The organism is Streptomyces sp. NBC_01390 (assembly GCF_045040105.1).
Classification (GTDB): Bacteria; Actinomycetota; Actinomycetes; order Streptomycetales; family Streptomycetaceae; genus Streptomyces.
In genome coordinates this window covers 10,615,988-10,634,182 of sequence record NZ_CP109551.1, presented here as the reverse complement: position 1 = coordinate 10,634,182, position 18,195 = coordinate 10,615,988, and the positions used below count along the sequence as shown (strand labels likewise).

Here is an 18,195-nt window from a genome sequence, read left to right as displayed (position 1 = left end):
GGCCGGTGCCCAGTCCAGCACAGATTCTTCGCCCGGCCGACCCGGTGGATCAAGAAATTCCCAGGAACCTCAACCGAATCCGCTACTGAACGGTGACTCAGCGGGCCGACAGGCTGGAGCGCCGGACCACCAGCTCCGGCTGGAGTACGACCCTGCGGTGCGAGTGCCGCCTCGCGCCGGATTCCGCCTCCGTCTCGGTCTCCTCCAGGAGGAGTTCCGCGGCCAGGGCACCCATGGTCACGGCGGGCTGACGGACGGAGGTGAGCGGAACGGCCGCCGCCGCGGCGAACTCGATGTCGTCGTAGCCGACGATCGCGAGGTCTTCGGGGACGCCGACACCGGCCGCGTACATGGCCTGCAGGACGCCGAGGGCGAGCAGGTCGTTGGCGCAGAAGACCGCCGTCGGACGGTCGGCGAGGCCCAGGAGGCGGGCGCCCGCGTCCCGTCCCGCGGCCACGTCGAGGCGCTCGGTGGGCAGCTCGCGCAGAGCGGTGGGGCCGAGGCCTGCCTCGGCGAGCGCGTTCAGGGCGCCCGTGCGGCGGTCGCGCACCTGGTTGAAGCCGGGCGGTCCGCTGACGTACGCGATCGAGCGGTGTCCGGCGTCGATGAGATGGCGTACGGCCAGTGCGCCGCCCGCCACGTCGTCCACGGACACCGAGCACTCGGTGGTGCCCTCGGCGACCCGGTCGACCAGGACGAACGGGATGCCGTGCCGGCGGAACGACTCGATGTTGCGGCCGGTCGCGTCCGCCGGGGTGAGCAGCACTCCGCGCACCCGCTGCTCGGCGAAGAGCGACAGGTAGTCGGCCTCCTCCCCGGCGCTCTGCGCGCTGTTGCAGACCATCACGCCGAGCCCGGCGTCCCGCGCGGCCCGCTCGGCGCCGCGTGCCACGTCCACGAAGAAGGGGTTGCCCATGTCGAGGACGAGCAGCCCCATGATGCGGCTGCGCCCGGCGCGCAGCTGACGGGCCGACTCGCTGCGGACATAGCCGAGGCGGTCGATCGCGGACAGCACCCGCGCGCGGGTCTCGGTGGCGACCGAGTCCGGGCGGTTGATGACGTTCGAGACCGTTCCGACGGAGACTCCGGCGGCGCGTGCGACGTCCTTGATACCCACCGGCTGGGCCATCAGGCGGGGACCTCCAGGGAAACGAACGGTACCGGGCAGACCCTTACATTAGCGGCCTGCCCGGCTTTGACTAATCCGCCGATCATTCCGGTCACGACGGCAGCCGGAAGTCGACGACGTGGAGCGCCGAGGGGGTCGTACCGCTCGACTTCTCCTGGTAGAGGACGGACAGGACGTTGTCCTGGGCGATTCGCGTCTCGTCGATCACGACCTCACCGAAGGCGTTCAGCCCGCTGCCGTCGAACAGCACCGTCCAGTCGGTGTAACCGGAGGACTTCGAGGCGCCGGCTATGCGGCCGAACGGGAAGATCGCGTAGGCGTTGTCGTACTTGTCGAGGATCAGCTTGGTGCGCTGGCTGGAGCCCAGTACGACCGGGATCTCGGTCTTCTGCCAGCTGCCGGTGGAGTTCTTGCGCAGATGGAAGGCGCGGCCATTGGCGGTGCGGTTGGCGACGTAGTCGGTGGTGCACTGGCCGAAACGGCCGGGTACGTAGCTGATGATCGCGTGCGGCAGCCCGGACGAGTCGGTGAACTGGCTCTCCTGGTTCATCAGGGAGTGGTCCGGGTTGAGCGCGTCGACCACCAGACCGCTGTCCGTCACGGCGACCTTGTCGGAGCCGCCGGTGGTGCCGACGACCGTGCCCGCGTTGTTGCGCCAGGTGCGGCCCCGGTCGTCGGAGTAGACGTAACCGGTGTCGTGGTTGGTGATGCCGCCGCTGTTGCACATGACGGCGCCGTTCTGCTCGCGCCAGGTGAAGAACGAGTGCAGGCGGCCATTCTTGTCGTAGTCGATGCCGTGCAGGTACATGTTGCGGGCCGTCGAGGAGCCGTGCTCGCTGGTGTACGTGCCGGTGGAGCTGGACCACTCGCCGAGGTTGGTCCAGGACGTGCCGTCGTACTCGGCGATGGCGTTGCGGCCGTTGCCGGAGATGCCGACGCGGTAGCTGAGCTGGAGCTTGCCGTCGGGCAGCGAGACGAACTGCGGGTACGTGAACTGCGTGGTGAGCGCGAGTCCGTCGAGTGTCGACTGGGGAGCGCCGAAGCGGGCGGTGGTCCAGCTCAGGCCGGACGGGTTGTCCATGAGCCCGGCCACCGACTTGACGTAGGTGAAGCCGTCGCTGTGCGAGTCCATGTTGAGGTGGAGGCGACCGTCGGTCTTGGAGACGCCCATGGAGATGACGTTGTGCGAGTCGCTCGACTTGAGGGTGTGCCCGACCTGGACCGTCGACCAGGTGCTGCCGCCGAGGACACGGCGGCCTACGACGGCGTTCTTGTCGGCGGTGTACCAGACGGCGTACTGGTAGCCCTTGTAGGTCAGCAGGGCGTTCTTCTGGAACGAGTTGTTGTTGACCAGGCCGTCGTAGGAGACGAAGAAGACGGCCTGTGAGTCGAGTGTGGTGTTACCGGTCTGGGTGACCGAGGGGCCGGGGTCGGCGGCGCGGGCGCTGCCGGCGGCGAAGGCTGGGGCCACCACGGCGCCGGCGAGGGCGGCGCCCAGCAACGTACGTCTGTTCATCTCGGGGACTCCGTTGTCTTGCGAAATGAGAAATGAGAGGGCTGCGGCAGGGGGATCAGGCGAGGTGGAACACCTCGGTGAGGGGCTTCATGGCCTCGTCGGGGCGGGCGCCGTCCAGCGATTCGAAGAACGGCGCCATCTCCGTCTGCCAACGGGCGTTGACCTCGGCGGCTTCCATACCGGCCTGGGCGGCGGCGAAGTCCTCGGTCTCCAAGTAGCCGACCAGGAGGCCGTCTTCGCGCAGGAAGAGCGAGTAGTTGTGCCAGCCGGTGGCCGAGAGCGCGTCGAGCATCTCCGGCCACACGGCGGCGTGCCGCTCGCGGTACTCGTCGAGGCGGTCCGCCCGGACCTTCAGCAGAAAGCACACACGTTGCATCAACAGCCCCCGGGGAATCAGAAGTCGACCTGTCAGAAGTTGAACTGGTCGATGTTGTCCTTGGTGAACACGGTCGGCTTGCCGAGGCTGATCACACCGTCCGCGCCGATCGTGTACTCGCCCATGTCGCCGGCCTTGAAGGTCTCGCCCTCCTTGCCGGTGATCTGACCCGAGGCCAGCGCGACGGCGGTGTACGCGGCCAGCGAGCCGAGCTTCGCCGGGTCCCACAGCTCGAAGCCCTCGACCGTGCCGTTCTTGACGTACTTGCGCATGTCGTTGGGGGTGCCGAGGCCGGTCAGCTTGACCTTGCCCTTGTACTTCGAGCCGGACAGGTACTGGGCGGCGGCCTTGATGCCGACGGTGGTCGGGGAGATGATCCCCTTCAGGTTCGGGTACTCCTGGAGGAGACCCTGGGTCTGCTGGAAGGACTGCTGGGCGTCGTCGTTGCCGTACGCGGTCTTGACCAGCTTGATGTCCTTGTACTTCGGGTCGGCCAGCTCCTTCTTCATGAAGTCGATCCAGACGTTCTGGTTCGTCGCGGTCTGCGCGGCGGACAGGATCGCGATCTCGCCCTTGTAGCCGATCTGCTCGGCGAGCAGCTGCACCTCGGTACGGCCCAGGTCCTCGGCGCTGGCCTGCGAGACGAAGGCGTTGCGACAGTCGGTCTTGGTGTCCGAGTCGTAGGTGACGACCTTGATGCCGTTCTTCATGGCCTGCTTGAGCGCGGTGCACAGGGCGCCCGGGTCCTGCGCGGACACGGCCATCGCGTCGACCTGCTGCTGGGTGAGGGTGTTGACGTACGACACCTGCCCGGAGGTGTCGGTGGCGCTGCTGGGGCCGACCTCCTTGAAGCTGGAGCCCAGCGTCTTCAGCGCGGCCTCGCCGCCCTTGTCCGCGGAGGTGAAGTACGGGTTGTTGACCGCCTTCGGCAGGAAGCCGACGGTCAGACCCTTCTTGGTGGCCGCGTTCGGGTCGGCCTTGCCGGTCGCGGCGGCGGAGGCGCCCTCGTCCTTGACGTCGTTCTTGGTGGTACCGCCACAGGCGGTGAGCGCCAGAGCGAGCGAGGTGGCAGCGGCAAGAGCCGCGGAGGCACGACGGACAGATGATCTACGCATGACGGTTCCTTAAAAGAGAGGGTGAGGAGGAGCGCCCCGAAAGGGGCGCGGGGCTGTTTTCGATGTGCGGCTCCGCCGCGCGGGCGCGACCAGCCACAACGGACCGGCAGCCGACGAACAGCCCTTCTACGTCAGCCTTTGTGAAGCCCGAGCAAGTGAGACCTGCCGAGCGACCCGAGGTCCCAGCACGGAAAGCACCAGCAAGATGCCCGTGACGACGATCTGCGACTGGGCCGAGACATCCTGAAGGCTCATCACGTTCTGCAGCGCGCCGAGCAGGAAGACCCCCGCGATCGCACCGCCGAGCGTCCCCTTGCCCCCGTCGAAGTCGATACCGCCCAGCAACACGGCGGCGATGACGGAGAGTTCGAGCCCGGTGGCGTTGTCGTAGCGCGCGCTGGCGTAGTGCAGCGCCCAGAAGATCCCGGTGAGGGAGGCCGTGAGCCCGGTCACCATGAACAGGATCAGCTTCTGCCGCTTGACCCGGATACCGGCGAACCGGGCGGCCTCCTCACTCGCGCCGATCGCGAACAGCGAGCGGCCGAACGGGGTGGCGTGCAGCACGACCACGGCGATCGCGAGCAGCACGAGGAAGGGGAACAGGGCGTACGGGATGAAGGTGTCGCCTATGCGTCCCGCCGCGAAGTCCAGGTACTGGGTGGGGAAGTCGGTCACCGCGTCGGAGCCGAGCACGATCTGTGCGATGCCCCGGTAGGCGGCCATGGTGCCGATGGTGACGGCGAGGGAGGGCAGCCCGAGCCGGGTGACGAGCAGTCCGTTGACCAGCCCGCAGACCACTCCGAGGAGCAGACAGATCGGGATGATCATCTCGATCGTCAGGCCCTGGTTCCACAGGGCGCCCATCACCGCGCCGGAGAGGCCGGCGGTGGAGGCGACCGACAGATCGATCTCGCCGGAGACGACGAGAAGGGTCATGGGCAGCGCGACGAGGGCGATCGGGAGGGTGTTGCCGATCAGGAAGGACAGGTTGAGCCCGTTGCCGAACCCGTCCACGAACCCGAAGGACAGCAGGAGGACGACGACCAGGAGGGCTCCGACGGCCGAATCCCACCTTTTCAGGGAGGACAAGCGGCCGGCGCCGCGTGCGAACGACGAGTCAGCCATGGCGGGCGTTCCTCTTCTTCAGTGCGGACGCCACGCGCAGGGCGACGATCCGGTCGACCGCGATGGCGAGGATGAGCAGGATGCCGTTGATGGCCATGACCCACACCGAGCTGACGCCGAGGGCGGGCAGCACGCTGTTGATGGAGGTCAGCAGCAGCGCGCCGAGCGCCGCCCCGTAGACGCTGCCGGAGCCGCCGGTGAAGACGACACCGCCGACCACGACCGCGCTGACGACGGTGAGTTCGTACCCGTTGCCCGTGCTGGAGTCGACGTTGCCGAACCGTGCGAGGTACAGCGCGCCGGCGAGTCCGGCGAGGGCGCCGCAGAAGGTGTACGCGATGAGGATCCGCTTGCGCACGGGGATGCCGGCGAGCCGGGCGGCCTCGAGGTTGGAACCGAGGGCGTACAGCTCACGGCCGCTGCCGAACTGCCTGAGGTAGTAGGCGGTGACGACGAGTACGGCGAGCGCGATCAGCGCGAGATACGGGACCGCCGAGATGCCGCCGGAGCCGAAGTCGACGAATCCGTTCGGGAGGTCGGCGGCCGTGATCTGCCGGGAGCCGACCCAGATGGAGTCGATGCCTCGGATGATGTAGAGCGTGCCGAGGGTGACGACGAGGGCGGGTACCTGGCCGAAGCTGACGAGCAGCCCGTTGAGGAGCCCGAAGCCGATACCGAGGAGGATGGCCAGGGCGATGGCCACGACGGGGTTTCCGCCGCCCTGGAGGTAGAGGCCCGCGGCGAAGGCGCTGATGCCGAGGGTGGAGCCGACCGACAGGTCGACGTTGCGGGTGATGACCACCAGCGACTGGCCGGTGGCGACCAGGACCAGGATCGTCGCGTTCAGCAGTAGGTCCTTGATGCCCTGTTCGGACAGGAACTCGCTGTTGCCGGCCTGGGTGACGGCGATCATCACCAGGAAGACGAGCAGGATGGCGAGTTCGCGCATCTTGAAGACGCGGTCCACCAGCCGGGTACTGCTGGACTTCGGCACCTCGGCGGCGGGGGCGGGGTTGGGGGCGGTCACCGTCATGCGGCGGCCCTCCCGGTGGCTGCGGCCATCACCGTTTCCTCGGTTGCTTCGGAGCGCGGGATCTCGGCGGTGAGGCGGCCCTCGTGCATCACGAGCACACGGTCGGCCATACCGAGGATCTCGGGCAGGTCGGAGGAGATCATCAAAATGGCCACGCCGTCGGCGGCCAGTTCACTGAGCAGGCGGTGCACCTCGGCCTTCGTACCGACGTCGATGCCCCGGGTGGGCTCGTCGACGATCAGTACCCGGGGGCCGGTGGCGAGCCACTTGGCCAGGACGACCTTCTGCTGGTTGCCGCCGGACAGCGTGTTGACGGTGTCGGCGATCCGGGCGTACTTCACGTGGAGCTTGACCGCCCAGTCCAGGGAGCGGCTGCGCTCGGCGCCCCGGTCCATGAGTCCGGCCCTGACGGTCGTACGCAGGCCGGTGAGGCCGATGTTCCGCTCGATGGACATGTCCATCACCAGGCCCTGGGCGCGCCGGTCCTCGGGGACGAGGGCGAGCCCGGCGGCCATGGCCGTGGAGGGCGCTCCGTTCGTCAGAACCGTGCCGTCCACCTCGACCTCGCCGGCGTCCCAGCGGTCGATGCCGAAGACGGCCCGGGCCACCTCGGTGCGGCCGGCGCCGACGAGGCCTGCGAGACCGACGATCTCGCCGTGCCGCACCTCGAAGGAGACGTCGGTGAAGACGCCCTCACGGGTCAGCCGGCGCACGCTGAGCGCGACCTCGCCGGACTCGACGTCCTGCTTCGGGTAGAGCTCGTCGAGATCGCGGCCGACCATCCGGCGTACGAGATCGTCCTCGGTCATGCCGTCCAGCGGCTCGCTGGCGATCCAGGCGCCGTCACGCAGTGTCGTCACCCGCCGGCAGATCTTGAAGATCTCCTCCAGCCGGTGCGAGATGAACAGCACGGCGGCGCCCTGTTCGCGCAGGGTGCGGACGACGCCGAAGAGACGGGCGACCTCGCTGCCGGTGAGGGCGGCGGTCGGCTCGTCCATGATCAGGACGCGGGCGTCGAAGGAGAGGGCCTTGGCGATCTCGACGATCTGCTGGTCCGCGATGGACAGGCCGCGCGCGGGGCGGTCGGGGTCGAGTTCCACGCCGAGACGCCGCATCAGGGCGGCGGTCGCCGCGTGGGTGGCCTTGTGGTCGATCCGGCCGAGGGCGCGCCGGGGCTGGCGGCCCATGAAGATGTTCTCGGCGATCGACAGGTCGGGGAAGAGCGTGGGCTCCTGGTAGATCACGGCGATACCCGCGTCGCGGGCGTCGCCTGGGCCGTGGAAGACGACGGGTGCGCCGTCGAGCAGTACCTGGCCTGCGTCCGGTCGGTGCACCCCGGCGAGCGTCTTGATGAGGGTCGACTTGCCGGCACCGTTCTCCCCGGCGAGTGCGTGCACTTCACCGGGAAACAGTTCCAGGGAGACGTCCCGCAGGGCACGCACCGCACCGAAGGACTTCGAGATGTCCTTGAGTGCCAGCACAGGGGCCGGCCCCGGGTCGGACGGGTGGGTCATGAGGGCTCCTCGACGACGCCTGTGGGGCTGGCCTCACGACGTCGTGAAAGGTTTCAACTGGGTTGCCGGGACGTTAGGCATGGTAGCCATGTCACGTCAATGGGTCCGTGTCGAAATTCTTTCGATAATCGAAGGTCACAGCCAAGTCACGGTAAGCCGAATCGGTCAGGGGGCTTGACACCCCTTCGGGGGGCTCATAGCTTCCCGTTCTGAATCGTTTCATCAGATCGTCGTTCAGCGCGCTGTTTCCCAGCAGTCGTTCCGACCCGATGTCACAGGAGTCCTGAAGTGACCGAGCTCAGCGCGGTGAAGGCCGCTCTCAAGGCCCAGGCCATCGAAACGCCGTCGTGGGCGTACGGAAACTCGGGTACCCGTTTCAAGGTGTTCGCACAGCCCGGCGTCCCCCGCGACCCCTTCGAGAAGCTGGATGACGCCGCCCAGGTGCACGCCTTCACCGGGGTGGCCCCGACCGTCGCCCTGCACATTCCGTGGGACAAGGTCGAGGACTACGAGGCTCTTGCCAAGTACGCCGAGGAGCGCGGCCTGAAGCTGGGCGCGATCAACTCGAACACCTTCCAGGACGACGACTACAAGCTCGGCAGCATCTGCCACCCCGACGCGGTGGTGCGGCGCAAGGCGCTCGGTCATCTGCTCGAATGCGTCGACATCATGGACGCCACCGGGTCCAAGGACCTGAAGCTGTGGTTCGCCGACGGGACGAACTATCCCGGCCAGGACGACATCCGTGACCGGCAGGACCGGCTCTCCGAGGCGCTGACCGCGGTGTACGAGCGGCTCGGCGACGACCAGCGAATGCTCCTGGAGTACAAGTTCTTCGAGCCGGCCTTCTACGCGACCGACGTCCCGGACTGGGGCACCGCGTACGCGCACTGCCTCAAGCTCGGCCCGAAGGCGCAGGTCGTGGTCGACACCGGGCACCACGCGCCCGGCACCAACATCGAGTTCATCGTCGCCACGCTGTTGCGGGAGGGGAAGCTCGGCGCGTTCGACTTCAACTCGCGGTTCTACGCCGACGACGACCTGATGGTGGGGTCGGCCGACCCGTTCCAGCTGTTCCGGATCATGTACGAGGTGATCAGGGGCGGGGGGTTCTCGCCCGAGGTCGCGTTCATGCTGGACCAGTGCCACAACATCGAGGCGAAGATTCCGGCGATCATCCGGTCTGTGATGAATGTTCAGGAGGCGACGGCCAAGGCACTCCTTGTTGATGGGGCTGCGTTGGGTGCGGCTCAGCGGGCCGGGGATGTGTTGGCCGCCAACGCGGTGCTCATGGATGCGTACAACACGGATGTTCGGCCGTTGCTGGTGGAGGTTCGGGAGGAGTTGGGGTTGGACGGGGATCCGATCGCTGCGTATGCCCGGAGCGGGTGGGGGGCGAAGATCGTTGCGGAGCGGGTTGGTGGGGAGCAGGCGGGGTGGGGAGCCTGATTCCGGGTTTCGTCTGCCGGGTTCTGTTCGTCGCGGAGTGCCGGTCGTCCGTGGCTGGTCGCGCAGTTCCCCGCGCCCCTAAAAGCGTCTCTCCCCCACCTCTCTCGAACACTTCACGTAAGGATTGATCTCGCATGGCAACCCATCCCGAAGCCGCTGCCCTCATCGCTCGGTCTCGTCGGCTTGGTGCTGACGCCCGTAATACGAACTACGCGGGTGGCAACACGTCCGCGAAGGGGACCGACGTCGATCCCGTCACCGGGGGTGATGTCGAGCTGATGTGGGTGAAGGGGTCCGGGGGTGACCTGGGGACCCTGACCGAGGGTGGGCTGGCCGTGTTGCGGCTGGACCGACTGCACGCGCTCAAGGGTGTGTATCCGGGGGTCGAGCGCGAGGACGAGATGGTCGCCGCGTTCGACTACTGCCTGCACGGCAAGGGCGGGGCGGCGCCGTCCATCGACACCGCCATGCACGGGCTCGTGGACGCCGCCCACGTGGATCACCTCCACCCCGACTCCGGTATCGCGCTGGCCTGCGCGGCCGACGGGGAGAAGCTGACCGCCGAGTGCTTCGGGGACAGTGTGGTGTGGGTGCCGTGGCGACGCCCCGGGTTCCAGCTCGGGCTGGACATCGCCGCCGTGAAGGCCGCCAATCCACAGGCCGTCGGCTGCATTCTCGGCGGGCACGGCATCACCGCCTGGGGCGACACTGCCGAGGCGTGCGAGCAGAACTCGCTGCACATCATCCGTACGGCCGAGGCGTTCCTCGCCGAGCGGGGCAAGGCCGAGCCGTTCGGCCCGGTGATCGAGGGGTACGCGGCCCTCGCGTCCGAGGAGCGGCGGGAGCGGGCCGCCGCTCTCGCCCCGTATGTGCGGGCCATCGCCTCGCAGGACAAGCCGCAGGTCGGGCACTTCAGCGACGCGGACGTCGTGCTGGACTTCGTGTCGCGCGCCGAGCATCCGCGCCTCGCCGCCCTCGGTACCTCCTGCCCGGACCACTTCCTGCGCACCAAGGTCAGGCCGCTGGTCCTCGACCTGCCGGCCTCCGCTCCCCTGGACGAGGCGATCGCGCGCCTCAAGGAGCTGCACGCCGAGTACCGCGAGGAGTACGCCGCCTACTACGGGCGCAACGCCCTGCCCGACTCCCCCGCGATGCGCGGCGCCGACCCGGCGATCGTGCTGATCCCGGGTGTGGGCATGTTCAGCTTCGGCAAGGACAAGCAGACCGCCCGGGTGGCCGGTGAGTTCTACGTCAACGCGATCAACGTGATGCACGGGGCCGAGGCGGTCTCGACGTACGCGCCGATCGAGGAGTCGGAGAAGTTCCGGATCGAGTACTGGGCGCTGGAGGAGGCGAAACTCCAGCGGATGCCCAAGCCCAAGGCACTGGCTACCCGGGTCGCGCTGGTGACCGGCGCCGGCAGCGGGATCGGGAAGGCCATCGCCGAGCGGCTGGTCGCCGAGGGTGCCTGTGTGGTCGTCGCCGACCTCAACGCGGAGAACGCGGCGGCTGTGGCGGAGGAGCTCGGTGGGCCCGACAAGGCCGTGGCCGTCACCGTGGACGTGACCTCCGAGGAACAGATCGCCGAGGCGTTCCGGGCGGCCGTGCTGGCCTTCGGCGGGGTGGACCTCGTCGTCAACAACGCGGGGATCTCCATCTCCAAACCGCTGCTGGAGACCTCGGCGCGGGACTGGGACCTGCAGCACGACATCATGGCGCGCGGTTCGTTCCTCGTCTCGCGTGAGGCGGCCCGGGTGATGATCGCGCAGAAGCTCGGCGGCGACATCATCTACATCGCCTCCAAGAACGCCGTCTTCGCCGGACCGAACAACATCGCGTACTCCGCGACCAAGGCCGACCAGGCCCACCAGGTGCGGCTGCTCGCCGCCGAGCTGGGCGGGCACGGCATCCGGGTCAACGGCGTCAACCCCGACGGTGTGGTGCGCGGCTCCGGGATCTTCGCCGGCGGGTGGGGTGCGCAGCGTGCGGCGACGTACGGCATCGAGGAGGAGAAGCTCGGCGAGTTCTACGCCCAGCGGACCATCCTCAAGCGCGAGGTGCTGCCCTCTCACGTCGCCAACGCCGTGTTCGCGCTGACCGGCGGCGAGCTCACGCACACCACCGGGCTGCATGTCCCGGTCGACGCCGGCGTGGCCGCCGCCTTCCTGCGATGAGCCGGACCCCGAAGTCGTACGCCGCGGTCGACCTCGGCGCGTCCAGTGGGCGCGTCATGGTCGGCCGGGTGGGGCCCGACACGCTGGAGCTGGCCGAGGCGCACCGGTTCGTGAACCGGCCGGTGCGGGTGCCCGAGGGGCTGCGCTGGGACGTTCTGGCGCTGTACGGAGGCGTGCTCGACGGGCTGCGGGCGGCGGGGCAGGTCGACTCGGTCGGCATCGACAGCTGGGCCGTGGACTACGGGCTGCTGGATGCCGACGGCGCCCTGCTCGGCAACCCGGTGCACTACCGCGACGCCCGCACCGAGGGCGTCGCGGAGAAGGTGTGGGCGAGTGTCCCGGCCGCCGAGCTGTACGCGGCGACCGGGTTGCAGTACGCGCCCTTCAACACCCTCTACCAGTTGGCGGCGGCCCGCGACACCCGCCAACTGGCCGCCGCCCGGCGACTGTTGCTCATCCCCGATCTGCTGACGTACTGGCTGACGGGCGAGGCCGGCACCGAGCTGACCAACGCCTCCACCACCCAGCTGATCGACCCCCGTACCCGCGACTGGGCCCATGACATCGCGCGGAGACTGGACATCGACCTCGGGCTGTTCGCGCCGCTGCGGCAGCCCGGTGATCCGGCGGGCGTGCTGCGGGCCGAGGTGCTGGAGGAGACCGGGCTCAGCGGCTCGGTGCCGGTGACCACCGTGGGGTCGCACGACACCGCCTCGGCGGTGGCGGCCGTGCCGGCCGTGGACGAGCGGTTCGCCTACATCTGCACCGGCACCTGGTCCCTGGCCGGTCTGGAGCTGGCGGCGCCCGTCCTCTCCGAGGAGAGCCGGGCCGCCAACTTCACCAACGAGCTGGGGCTCGACGGCACCGTCCGCTATCTGCGCAACATCATGGGGCTGTGGCTGCTCCAGGAGTGCGTACGGGCCTGGGGAAACCCTGACCTGGGCGCGCTGCTGCGGTCGGCGGCCGAGGCGCCGGGGCTGCGGTCCGTGGTGGACGCCGGGGACGCGGCGTTCCTGGCGCCCGGGCGGATGCCGGAGCGGATCGCCGAGGCCTGCCGGGCCTCCGGGCAGCCGGTGCCGGGGACCCCGGGCGAGATCACCCGCTGCATCCTCGACTCCCTCGCCCTCGCCCATCGGCGGGCGGTGGCGGACGCCCAGCGGCTCGCCGGGCACAGTGTCGACGCCGTGCACATCGTCGGGGGCGGGACGCGCAACGCGCTGCTGTGCCAACTCACCGCCGATGCCTGCGGGTTGCCGGTGGTGGCGGGTCCGGCCGAGGCCGCCGCGCTCGGCAACGTCCTCGTCCAGGCGAGGGCCCACGGGCTCGTCGGCGACCGTACGGACATGCGCCGACTGCTCGCCCGTACCCAGCCACTGACCCGCTACGAACCGTCCGGTGACCCGACGGCCTGGCGTGCGGCCCAGGCCCGCCTGTTTGATCCCCGGTGAGCCGGGGATTCCCTGTCGCGTGACCTCCACGTACTCTGCACCCATCCGATGATCGATCGCTAGGAGCCGCGATGCGTGTCGCTCTGTTCCTTACCTGTGTCAACGACACGCTGTATCCGGACACGGGCCACGCCGTGGTGAAACTGCTGACCAGGTTGGGTGTCGAGGTCGACTTCCCGATGGCTCAGACCTGCTGCGGACAGGCGCACTACAACACCGGATACCGGCATGAGGCCGAGCCGCTCGCTCGGCATTTCTCCGATGTATTCGGGGGGTACGAGGCCATCGTCACGCCCTCCGGATCGTGCGGCGCGATGGTGCGGGAGCTGTATCCGCGCCTCGGTGAGCGGGCGCGGGCCGAGGGGCGCGGGGACGGTCTCGCGGCCACCCTGGCGCCCGTGGTCCCCAAGACGTACGAGCTGACGGAGTTCCTGGTGGATGTGCTGGGGGTGACGGACGTGGGCGCCTACTACCCGCACACCGTCACCTACCACCCGACGTGCCACGGGCTGCGCAGCCTCGGACTGGCCGACCGGCCGCTCAGGCTGCTCCAGGCCGTCAAGGGGCTGGAGCTGCGCGAGCTGCCCGGCGCCGACGAGTGCTGTGGCTTCGGCGGCACGTTCGCGCTGAAGAACGCGGATGTCTCGGCGGCGATGGGCGCCGACAAGGTGCGCAACGCCCAGTCGACGGGGGCGGAGGTGCTGTGCGCCGCCGACAACTCATGTCTCATGCACATCGGCGGGACCATGACCCGGCTGAGCACCGGTATGCGGCCGGTGCACATCGCGGAGATCCTGGCGAGCACGGAAGAGGAGCCCCTGGCATGAGCGGGACGTTCGTCGGAATGCCGGCCTTCCCCAAGGCGGCCCACGAGGCGGTGGGCAACCAGACCCTGCGCGCCAATCTGCGGCACGCCACCCACACGATCCGCGGCAAACGGGCGAAGGCCGTCGCCGAGGTGTCCGACTGGGCTCAGCTGCGGGAGGCGGGCAAGCGGATCAAGGACCACACGCTCCGTCATCTCGACCGCTATCTCGTCCAGTTGGAGGAGTCGGTCACGGCGGCGGGCGGTGTCGTGCACTGGGCCGCCGACGCGGACGAGGCCAACCGGATCGTCATCGAGCTGGTGCGGATGACCGGTGAGTCGGAGGTCGTCAAGGTCAAGTCGATGGCCACGCAGGAGATCGGCCTCAACGAGGCCCTGGAGGCCGAGGGCATCCACGCCTACGAGACCGATCTCGCCGAGCTGATCGTGCAGTTGGGCAAGGACCGCCCCTCGCACATCCTCGTCCCGGCGATCCACCGCAACCGGGGTGAGATCCGGGACATCTTCCGCAGGGAGATGAGCGAGTGGGGCCGCCCGGCCCCCGAGGGCCTCACCGACACACCCGCCGAACTGGCCGAAGCGGCACGGCTGCACCTGAGGGAGAAGTTCCTGCGCGCCAAGGTGGGCGTCTCCGGCGCCAACTTCATGGTCGCCGAGACCGGCACCCTGGTCGTGGTCGAGTCGGAGGGCAACGGGCGGATGTGCCTGACGCTGCCCGAGACGCTCATCTCGGTCGTCGGCATCGAGAAGATCGTGCCGACCTGGCAGGACCTGGAGGTCTTCCTCCAGACACTCCCCCGCTCCTCGACCGCCGAGCGCATGAACCCGTACACCTCTACCTGGACCGGTACGACGGACGGGGACGGCCCGCAGGCCTTCCACCTGGTCCTGATCGACAACGGCCGCACCGACACCCTCGCCGACGAGGTCGGCCGTCAGGCCCTGCGCTGTATCCGCTGCTCGGCCTGTCTGAACGTGTGCCCGGTGTACGAGCGGGCCGGCGGCCACGCCTACGGCTCCGTCTATCCCGGCCCGATCGGCGCCATCCTCAGCCCCCAACTCCGGGGCACCGAAAGCGAGATCGACGCCTCGCTCCCGTACGCCTCCTCGCTGTGCGGGGCCTGCTACGAGGTGTGCCCGGTCGCCATCGACATCCCGGAGGTGCTGGTGCATCTGCGCGAGCGCGTCGTCCAGGGCGGGCCGGCCACCCGGGAGGGCAACAAGGTGGTGCTGAAGCCAGCGAAGGGGCATGCCGCCGAGCGGGCCGCGATGCGTGCCGTCCGCTGGGCGTTCAGTCATCCCGGCGCCCTGCGCACCGGCCAGCGCCTCGCCTCCCGCACCCGCCGCTTCCACCCCCGCACGCTGCCCGGGCCCGGCAGGGCCTGGAGCGGCACCCGCGATCTGCCTGCCGTACCGGCGGAGCCGTTCCGCGACTGGTGGCAGCGCACCCACGGCGGAAAGGACACCTCGAAGTGAACAGCCGCGACCTGATCCTGGGCCGGGTGCGCCGCGCCCTCGCCGACGTGCCCCGCGACGACACGCCGTACGACCAGGCCGTCGACCGCGACTATCTGCGCGAGCACGGGAACCGCGATGTCGAGGAGACGGTTGAACTCCTCGCCGAGAACCTGGCGGACTACCGGGCGATCGTGCACCGCTGCAGCGACGCGGAGCTTCCCGTCCTGCTCGCCGGGCTGCTGGCCGCGCACGGGTCGGCTTCGGTGGTTGTGCCCCCCGGGCTCCCGCCCGCGTGGCTGTCGGCCGTGGACATCACCCGGGTCGAGGACCGTGCGGTGAGCACCGCGTACGACCTGGACGAGGTCGACAGCGTCGTCACGGCCTGTGCCCTGGCCATCGCCGAGACCGGCACCATCGTCCTGGACGGCGGTCCGGACCAGGGGCGCCGCCGGATCACTCTGGTCCCCGATCACCACATCTGTGTCGTCCGGGTTCCCGACCAGGTCGTCTCCTCGGTCCCCCAGGCCTTCGAACTCCTCGATCCGGCACGGCCGTTGACCTGGATCTCCGGGCCGTCCGCGACCAGTGACATCGAACTCGACCGGGTCGAGGGGGTGCACGGTCCACGCACCCTGGAGGTGGTGCTGGTGAGCGGTGACGGCCGGGCGTGAACCGGCTTGAGGGGCCGGACGCTACGGCGGCGGAGTGCCGTCGCGCGGATTCGTGCGTGACAGGCGCGGTGAACAAGCGCTTAGATAGTGACTCAGGAACCCGTTCACGCCCGTGCTGGAGGCCCCGTTGTTCACATCCGTCGACGATGTCTCCGCACGCCTGGCCGAGACCGGGTATCTGGCCTCGCCCGCCGTGGCCACCACGGTCTTCCTCGCCGACCGCCTCGGCAAGCCGCTCCTGGTGGAGGGCCCGGCCGGCGTCGGCAAGACCGAGCTGGCCAAGGCCGTCGCCGAGATAGCCGGCGCCGAGCTGATCCGCCTCCAGTGCTACGAGGGGGTCGACGAGTCCAGGGCGCTGTACGAGTGGAACCACGCCAAGCAGCTCCTGCGCATCAGCGCGGGCCGCGACGAGACGTGGGACGCGGCCCGCACGGACATCTTCAGCGAGGAGTTCCTGCTCCCCCGGCCGCTGTTGACCGCCATTCGCGGCGACAACCCGAAGGTGCTGCTGATCGACGAGACCGACAAGGCGGACGTCGAGGTGGAGGGTCTGCTCCTGGAGGTGCTCTCCGACTTCCAGGTCACGGTCCCCGAGCTGGGCACGATCACCGCGACCCGCCGTCCCTTCGTCGTCCTCACCTCGAACGCCACCCGCGAACTGTCCGAGGCCCTGCGCCGCCGCTGTCTCTTCCTCCACATCGATTTCCCGGACCCCGACCTGGAGCGCCGCATCGTACGACTGCGCGTCCCGGAACTGGACGCGGCGCTGGCCGAGTCGGTCGTACGGGTGGTCGGGGCGCTGCGCGCGATGGACCTGCGGAAGGTGCCGTCAGTGGCCGAGACCATCGACTGGGCGCGCACCCTGCTGGCGCTGGGGGCGGACACGCTCGACGAGACGGTTGTACGAGACAGTCTGGGCGTCCTCCTCAAGCACCAGGACGACGTCCTCAAGGCGAACGCCAAGTTGGACCTGGACGCGATGTGAACGCGCCGTCGGCACACGCCGGTTCAGGGGCCGATGTCGCCGAACGGCTGACAGGGCTGGTCGGCGCGCTGCGTGCGCACGGAGTGCGGATCGGCACCGGGGAGACCGTGGACGCGGCGCAGGCGGTGGCCGTACTCGGCTTCTCTGACCGGGAGTTGCTGCGCGAGGGGCTGGCCGCGACCCTGCTGCACGGCACGGACCAGCGCCCGACGTTCGACCCGGTGTTCGACCTGTACTTTCCCCGGGGCGTCGGGGGGCCCGGCACCGGACCCGCCGAGCGGGACGAACTGCGCGACCGGCTCGCCGCCGCGCTGGCCGCGAACGACCAGGCGCTGCTGGCCCGGCTGGCCGCCGAGGCGGTCGACGGATTCGGCGGCTACGGCTCCTCGCCGGGATCGGACGGCTGGTCGTCGTACCAGACGCTGGACCGGCTGCGGCCGCAGACGCTGTTGGCCCGGGTGCGGACGAGCCTGCGGGAGGGCGCCGGGGAGACGGGGTTCGCGGACCGGCTGCTCGACGACGAGATCCGGCGGCGGATCGAGGAGTTCCGGCGGCTGGTCGGCGCGGAGGCGCGGCGCCGGGTGGCCGAGCGGCGCGGCCGGGACGAGATCGCCCGGCGGGCGGTGGCACCGACCGCCGACCGGGTCGACTTCCTGCTCGCCGGGCGTACCCAGCTGGCCGAGCTGCGCCGGACGGTTCAGCCCCTCGCGCGCAAGCTGGCCACGCGGCTGGCGGCCCGCCGCCGCAAGGCCGCACGCGGCTCGATCGATCTGCGGCGCACGGTGCGCGCGTCACTGTCGACGGGCGGGGTGCCGATGCGGCCCGTACTGCGCCGGCGCCGGCCCGCCCGGCCCGAACTGGTGCTGCTGTGCGATGTGTCGGGCTCGGTGGCCGGCTTCTCCGACTTCACGATGCTGCTGGTGCAGGCGCTGCATGACCAGTTCAGCAAGGTCCGTGTGTTCGCCTTCGTCAACCGGGTCGACGAGGTGACCGGCCTGCTCGTGCACGGCGCCGCCGACGCCGAGGGCCTTGGCGCCCGTATCCGCGCGGAGGCGACGCTGACGGGCTGGCACGGCAGCAGCGACTACGGCGTCGCCCTGGGCGAGTTCACCCAGCGGTACGCCGACGCGGTCGGCCCCCGGACGACGGTGTTCGTGCTCGGTGACGCCCGTACGAACATGAGCGACCCGAACCTGCCGGCCGTACGGCAGCTGGCCGAACGGGCCCGTCGCGTCTACTGGTTGAACCCGGAAGGGCGGCCGCAGTGGGGCACGGGCGACTCGGCGGCGCCGGCGTACGCCGAGCTGGTGGAGATGCGCGAGTGCCGCAACGCCCGCCAACTCGGCGCGCTGATCACCCGGTTGCTGCCGGTGTGA

Annotated in this window: 15 protein-coding genes; 8 read left to right on the top strand and 7 right to left on the bottom strand. The window is 69.6% G+C overall.

Annotated elements, in window-relative coordinates:
* Positions 1-97: 97 nt before the first annotated feature.
* From OG241_RS47390 to OG241_RS47360, 7 genes are all read right to left on the bottom strand, one after another.
* The gene (locus tag OG241_RS47390; protein ID WP_405825041.1) at positions 98-1,129 is read right to left on the bottom strand and encodes a LacI family DNA-binding transcriptional regulator; all 1,032 of its coding nucleotides are present in this window, start codon (positions 1,127-1,129) and stop codon (positions 98-100) included.
* A 91-nt stretch (positions 1,130-1,220) separates the two neighbouring features.
* Positions 1,221-2,645 (bottom strand): BNR repeat-containing protein, encoded by a 1,425-nt coding sequence (locus tag OG241_RS47385; RefSeq protein WP_405825039.1) that lies wholly within the window; start codon positions 2,643-2,645, stop codon positions 1,221-1,223.
* A 55-nt stretch (positions 2,646-2,700) separates the two neighbouring features.
* Positions 2,701-3,021: an L-rhamnose mutarotase gene (locus OG241_RS47380; protein ID WP_164413693.1), complete on the bottom strand. Its 321-nt coding sequence runs from the start codon at positions 3,019-3,021 to the stop codon at positions 2,701-2,703.
* Between the two features lie 32 nt (positions 3,022-3,053).
* The gene (gene rhaS / locus OG241_RS47375) at positions 3,054-4,136 is read right to left on the bottom strand and encodes a rhamnose ABC transporter substrate-binding protein (protein ID WP_405825037.1); all 1,083 of its coding nucleotides are present in this window, start codon (positions 4,134-4,136) and stop codon (positions 3,054-3,056) included.
* A 126-nt stretch (positions 4,137-4,262) separates the two neighbouring features.
* Complete coding sequence (locus OG241_RS47370; RefSeq protein ID WP_405825035.1) at positions 4,263-5,261, bottom strand: ABC transporter permease; 999 nt, start codon at positions 5,259-5,261, stop codon at positions 4,263-4,265.
* Positions 5,254-6,294, bottom strand: a complete 1,041-nt coding sequence (locus OG241_RS47365; RefSeq protein ID WP_405825033.1) for an ABC transporter permease — start codon at positions 6,292-6,294, stop codon at positions 5,254-5,256. The genes OG241_RS47370 and OG241_RS47365 overlap by 8 nt, the downstream gene beginning before the upstream one ends.
* Complete coding sequence (locus OG241_RS47360) at positions 6,291-7,808, bottom strand: sugar ABC transporter ATP-binding protein (RefSeq protein ID WP_405825031.1); 1,518 nt, start codon at positions 7,806-7,808, stop codon at positions 6,291-6,293. The genes OG241_RS47365 and OG241_RS47360 overlap by 4 nt, the downstream gene beginning before the upstream one ends.
* 288 nt (positions 7,809-8,096) lie before the next feature.
* Here OG241_RS47360 and rhaI point away from each other — a divergent pair, with 288 nt between their 5' ends.
* The 8 genes from rhaI (at position 8,097) to OG241_RS47320 (ending at position 18,195) form a co-directional block, all read left to right on the top strand.
* Positions 8,097-9,257 carry an L-rhamnose isomerase gene (rhaI, locus tag OG241_RS47355; protein ID WP_405825029.1) on the top strand — a complete coding sequence of 387 codons (1,161 nt, stop codon included), beginning with the start codon at positions 8,097-8,099 and terminating at the stop codon, positions 9,255-9,257.
* A 134-nt stretch (positions 9,258-9,391) separates the two neighbouring features.
* Positions 9,392-11,431, top strand: a complete 2,040-nt coding sequence (locus tag OG241_RS47350) for a bifunctional aldolase/short-chain dehydrogenase (protein ID WP_405825028.1) — start codon at positions 9,392-9,394, stop codon at positions 11,429-11,431.
* Positions 11,428-12,879 (top strand): rhamnulokinase family protein, encoded by a 1,452-nt coding sequence (locus tag OG241_RS47345; RefSeq protein WP_405825026.1) that lies wholly within the window; start codon positions 11,428-11,430, stop codon positions 12,877-12,879. The genes OG241_RS47350 and OG241_RS47345 overlap by 4 nt, the downstream gene beginning before the upstream one ends.
* 71 nt (positions 12,880-12,950) lie before the next feature.
* Positions 12,951-13,706, top strand: coding sequence for a (Fe-S)-binding protein (locus OG241_RS47340; protein WP_405825024.1), 756 nt, complete (start codon positions 12,951-12,953; stop codon positions 13,704-13,706).
* A complete protein-coding gene (locus OG241_RS47335; protein ID WP_405825022.1) occupies positions 13,703-15,181 on the top strand; it encodes a LutB/LldF family L-lactate oxidation iron-sulfur protein in 1,479 nt (492 codons plus the stop codon). The genes OG241_RS47340 and OG241_RS47335 overlap by 4 nt, the downstream gene beginning before the upstream one ends.
* Positions 15,178-15,834, top strand: a complete 657-nt coding sequence (locus OG241_RS47330) for a lactate utilization protein C (protein ID WP_405825020.1) — start codon at positions 15,178-15,180, stop codon at positions 15,832-15,834. The genes OG241_RS47335 and OG241_RS47330 overlap by 4 nt, the downstream gene beginning before the upstream one ends.
* Positions 15,835-15,961: 127 nt before the next feature.
* Positions 15,962-16,819, top strand: coding sequence for an AAA family ATPase (locus tag OG241_RS47325; protein ID WP_405825018.1), 858 nt, complete (start codon positions 15,962-15,964; stop codon positions 16,817-16,819).
* Positions 16,816-18,195, top strand: a complete 1,380-nt coding sequence (locus tag OG241_RS47320; RefSeq protein WP_405825017.1) for a vWA domain-containing protein — start codon at positions 16,816-16,818, stop codon at positions 18,193-18,195. The genes OG241_RS47325 and OG241_RS47320 overlap by 4 nt, the downstream gene beginning before the upstream one ends.

Bases quoted from the DNA above. Each gene is read 5' to 3' on its own strand.
- OG241_RS47365 (WP_405825033.1), bottom strand. From the start codon at position 6,294: ATGACGGTGACCGCCCCCAACCCCGCCCCCGCCGCCGAGGTGCCGAAG.
- OG241_RS47340 (WP_405825024.1), top strand. From the start codon at position 12,951: ATGCGTGTCGCTCTGTTCCTTACCTGTGTCAACGACACGCTGTATCCG.
- OG241_RS47350 (WP_405825028.1), top strand. From the start codon at position 9,392: ATGGCAACCCATCCCGAAGCCGCTGCCCTCATCGCTCGGTCTCGTCGG.
- OG241_RS47360 (WP_405825031.1), bottom strand. From the start codon at position 7,808: ATGACCCACCCGTCCGACCCGGGGCCGGCCCCTGTGCTGGCACTCAAG.
- rhaS (WP_405825037.1), bottom strand. From the start codon at position 4,136: ATGCGTAGATCATCTGTCCGTCGTGCCTCCGCGGCTCTTGCCGCTGCC.
- OG241_RS47345 (WP_405825026.1), top strand. From the start codon at position 11,428: ATGAGCCGGACCCCGAAGTCGTACGCCGCGGTCGACCTCGGCGCGTCC.
- OG241_RS47385 (WP_405825039.1), bottom strand. From the start codon at position 2,645: ATGAACAGACGTACGTTGCTGGGCGCCGCCCTCGCCGGCGCCGTGGTG.
- OG241_RS47335 (WP_405825022.1), top strand. From the start codon at position 13,703: ATGAGCGGGACGTTCGTCGGAATGCCGGCCTTCCCCAAGGCGGCCCAC.
- OG241_RS47370 (WP_405825035.1), bottom strand. From the start codon at position 5,261: ATGGCTGACTCGTCGTTCGCACGCGGCGCCGGCCGCTTGTCCTCCCTG.
- OG241_RS47390 (WP_405825041.1), bottom strand. From the start codon at position 1,129: ATGGCCCAGCCGGTGGGTATCAAGGACGTCGCACGCGCCGCCGGAGTC.
- OG241_RS47380 (WP_164413693.1), bottom strand. From the start codon at position 3,021: ATGCAACGTGTGTGCTTTCTGCTGAAGGTCCGGGCGGACCGCCTCGAC.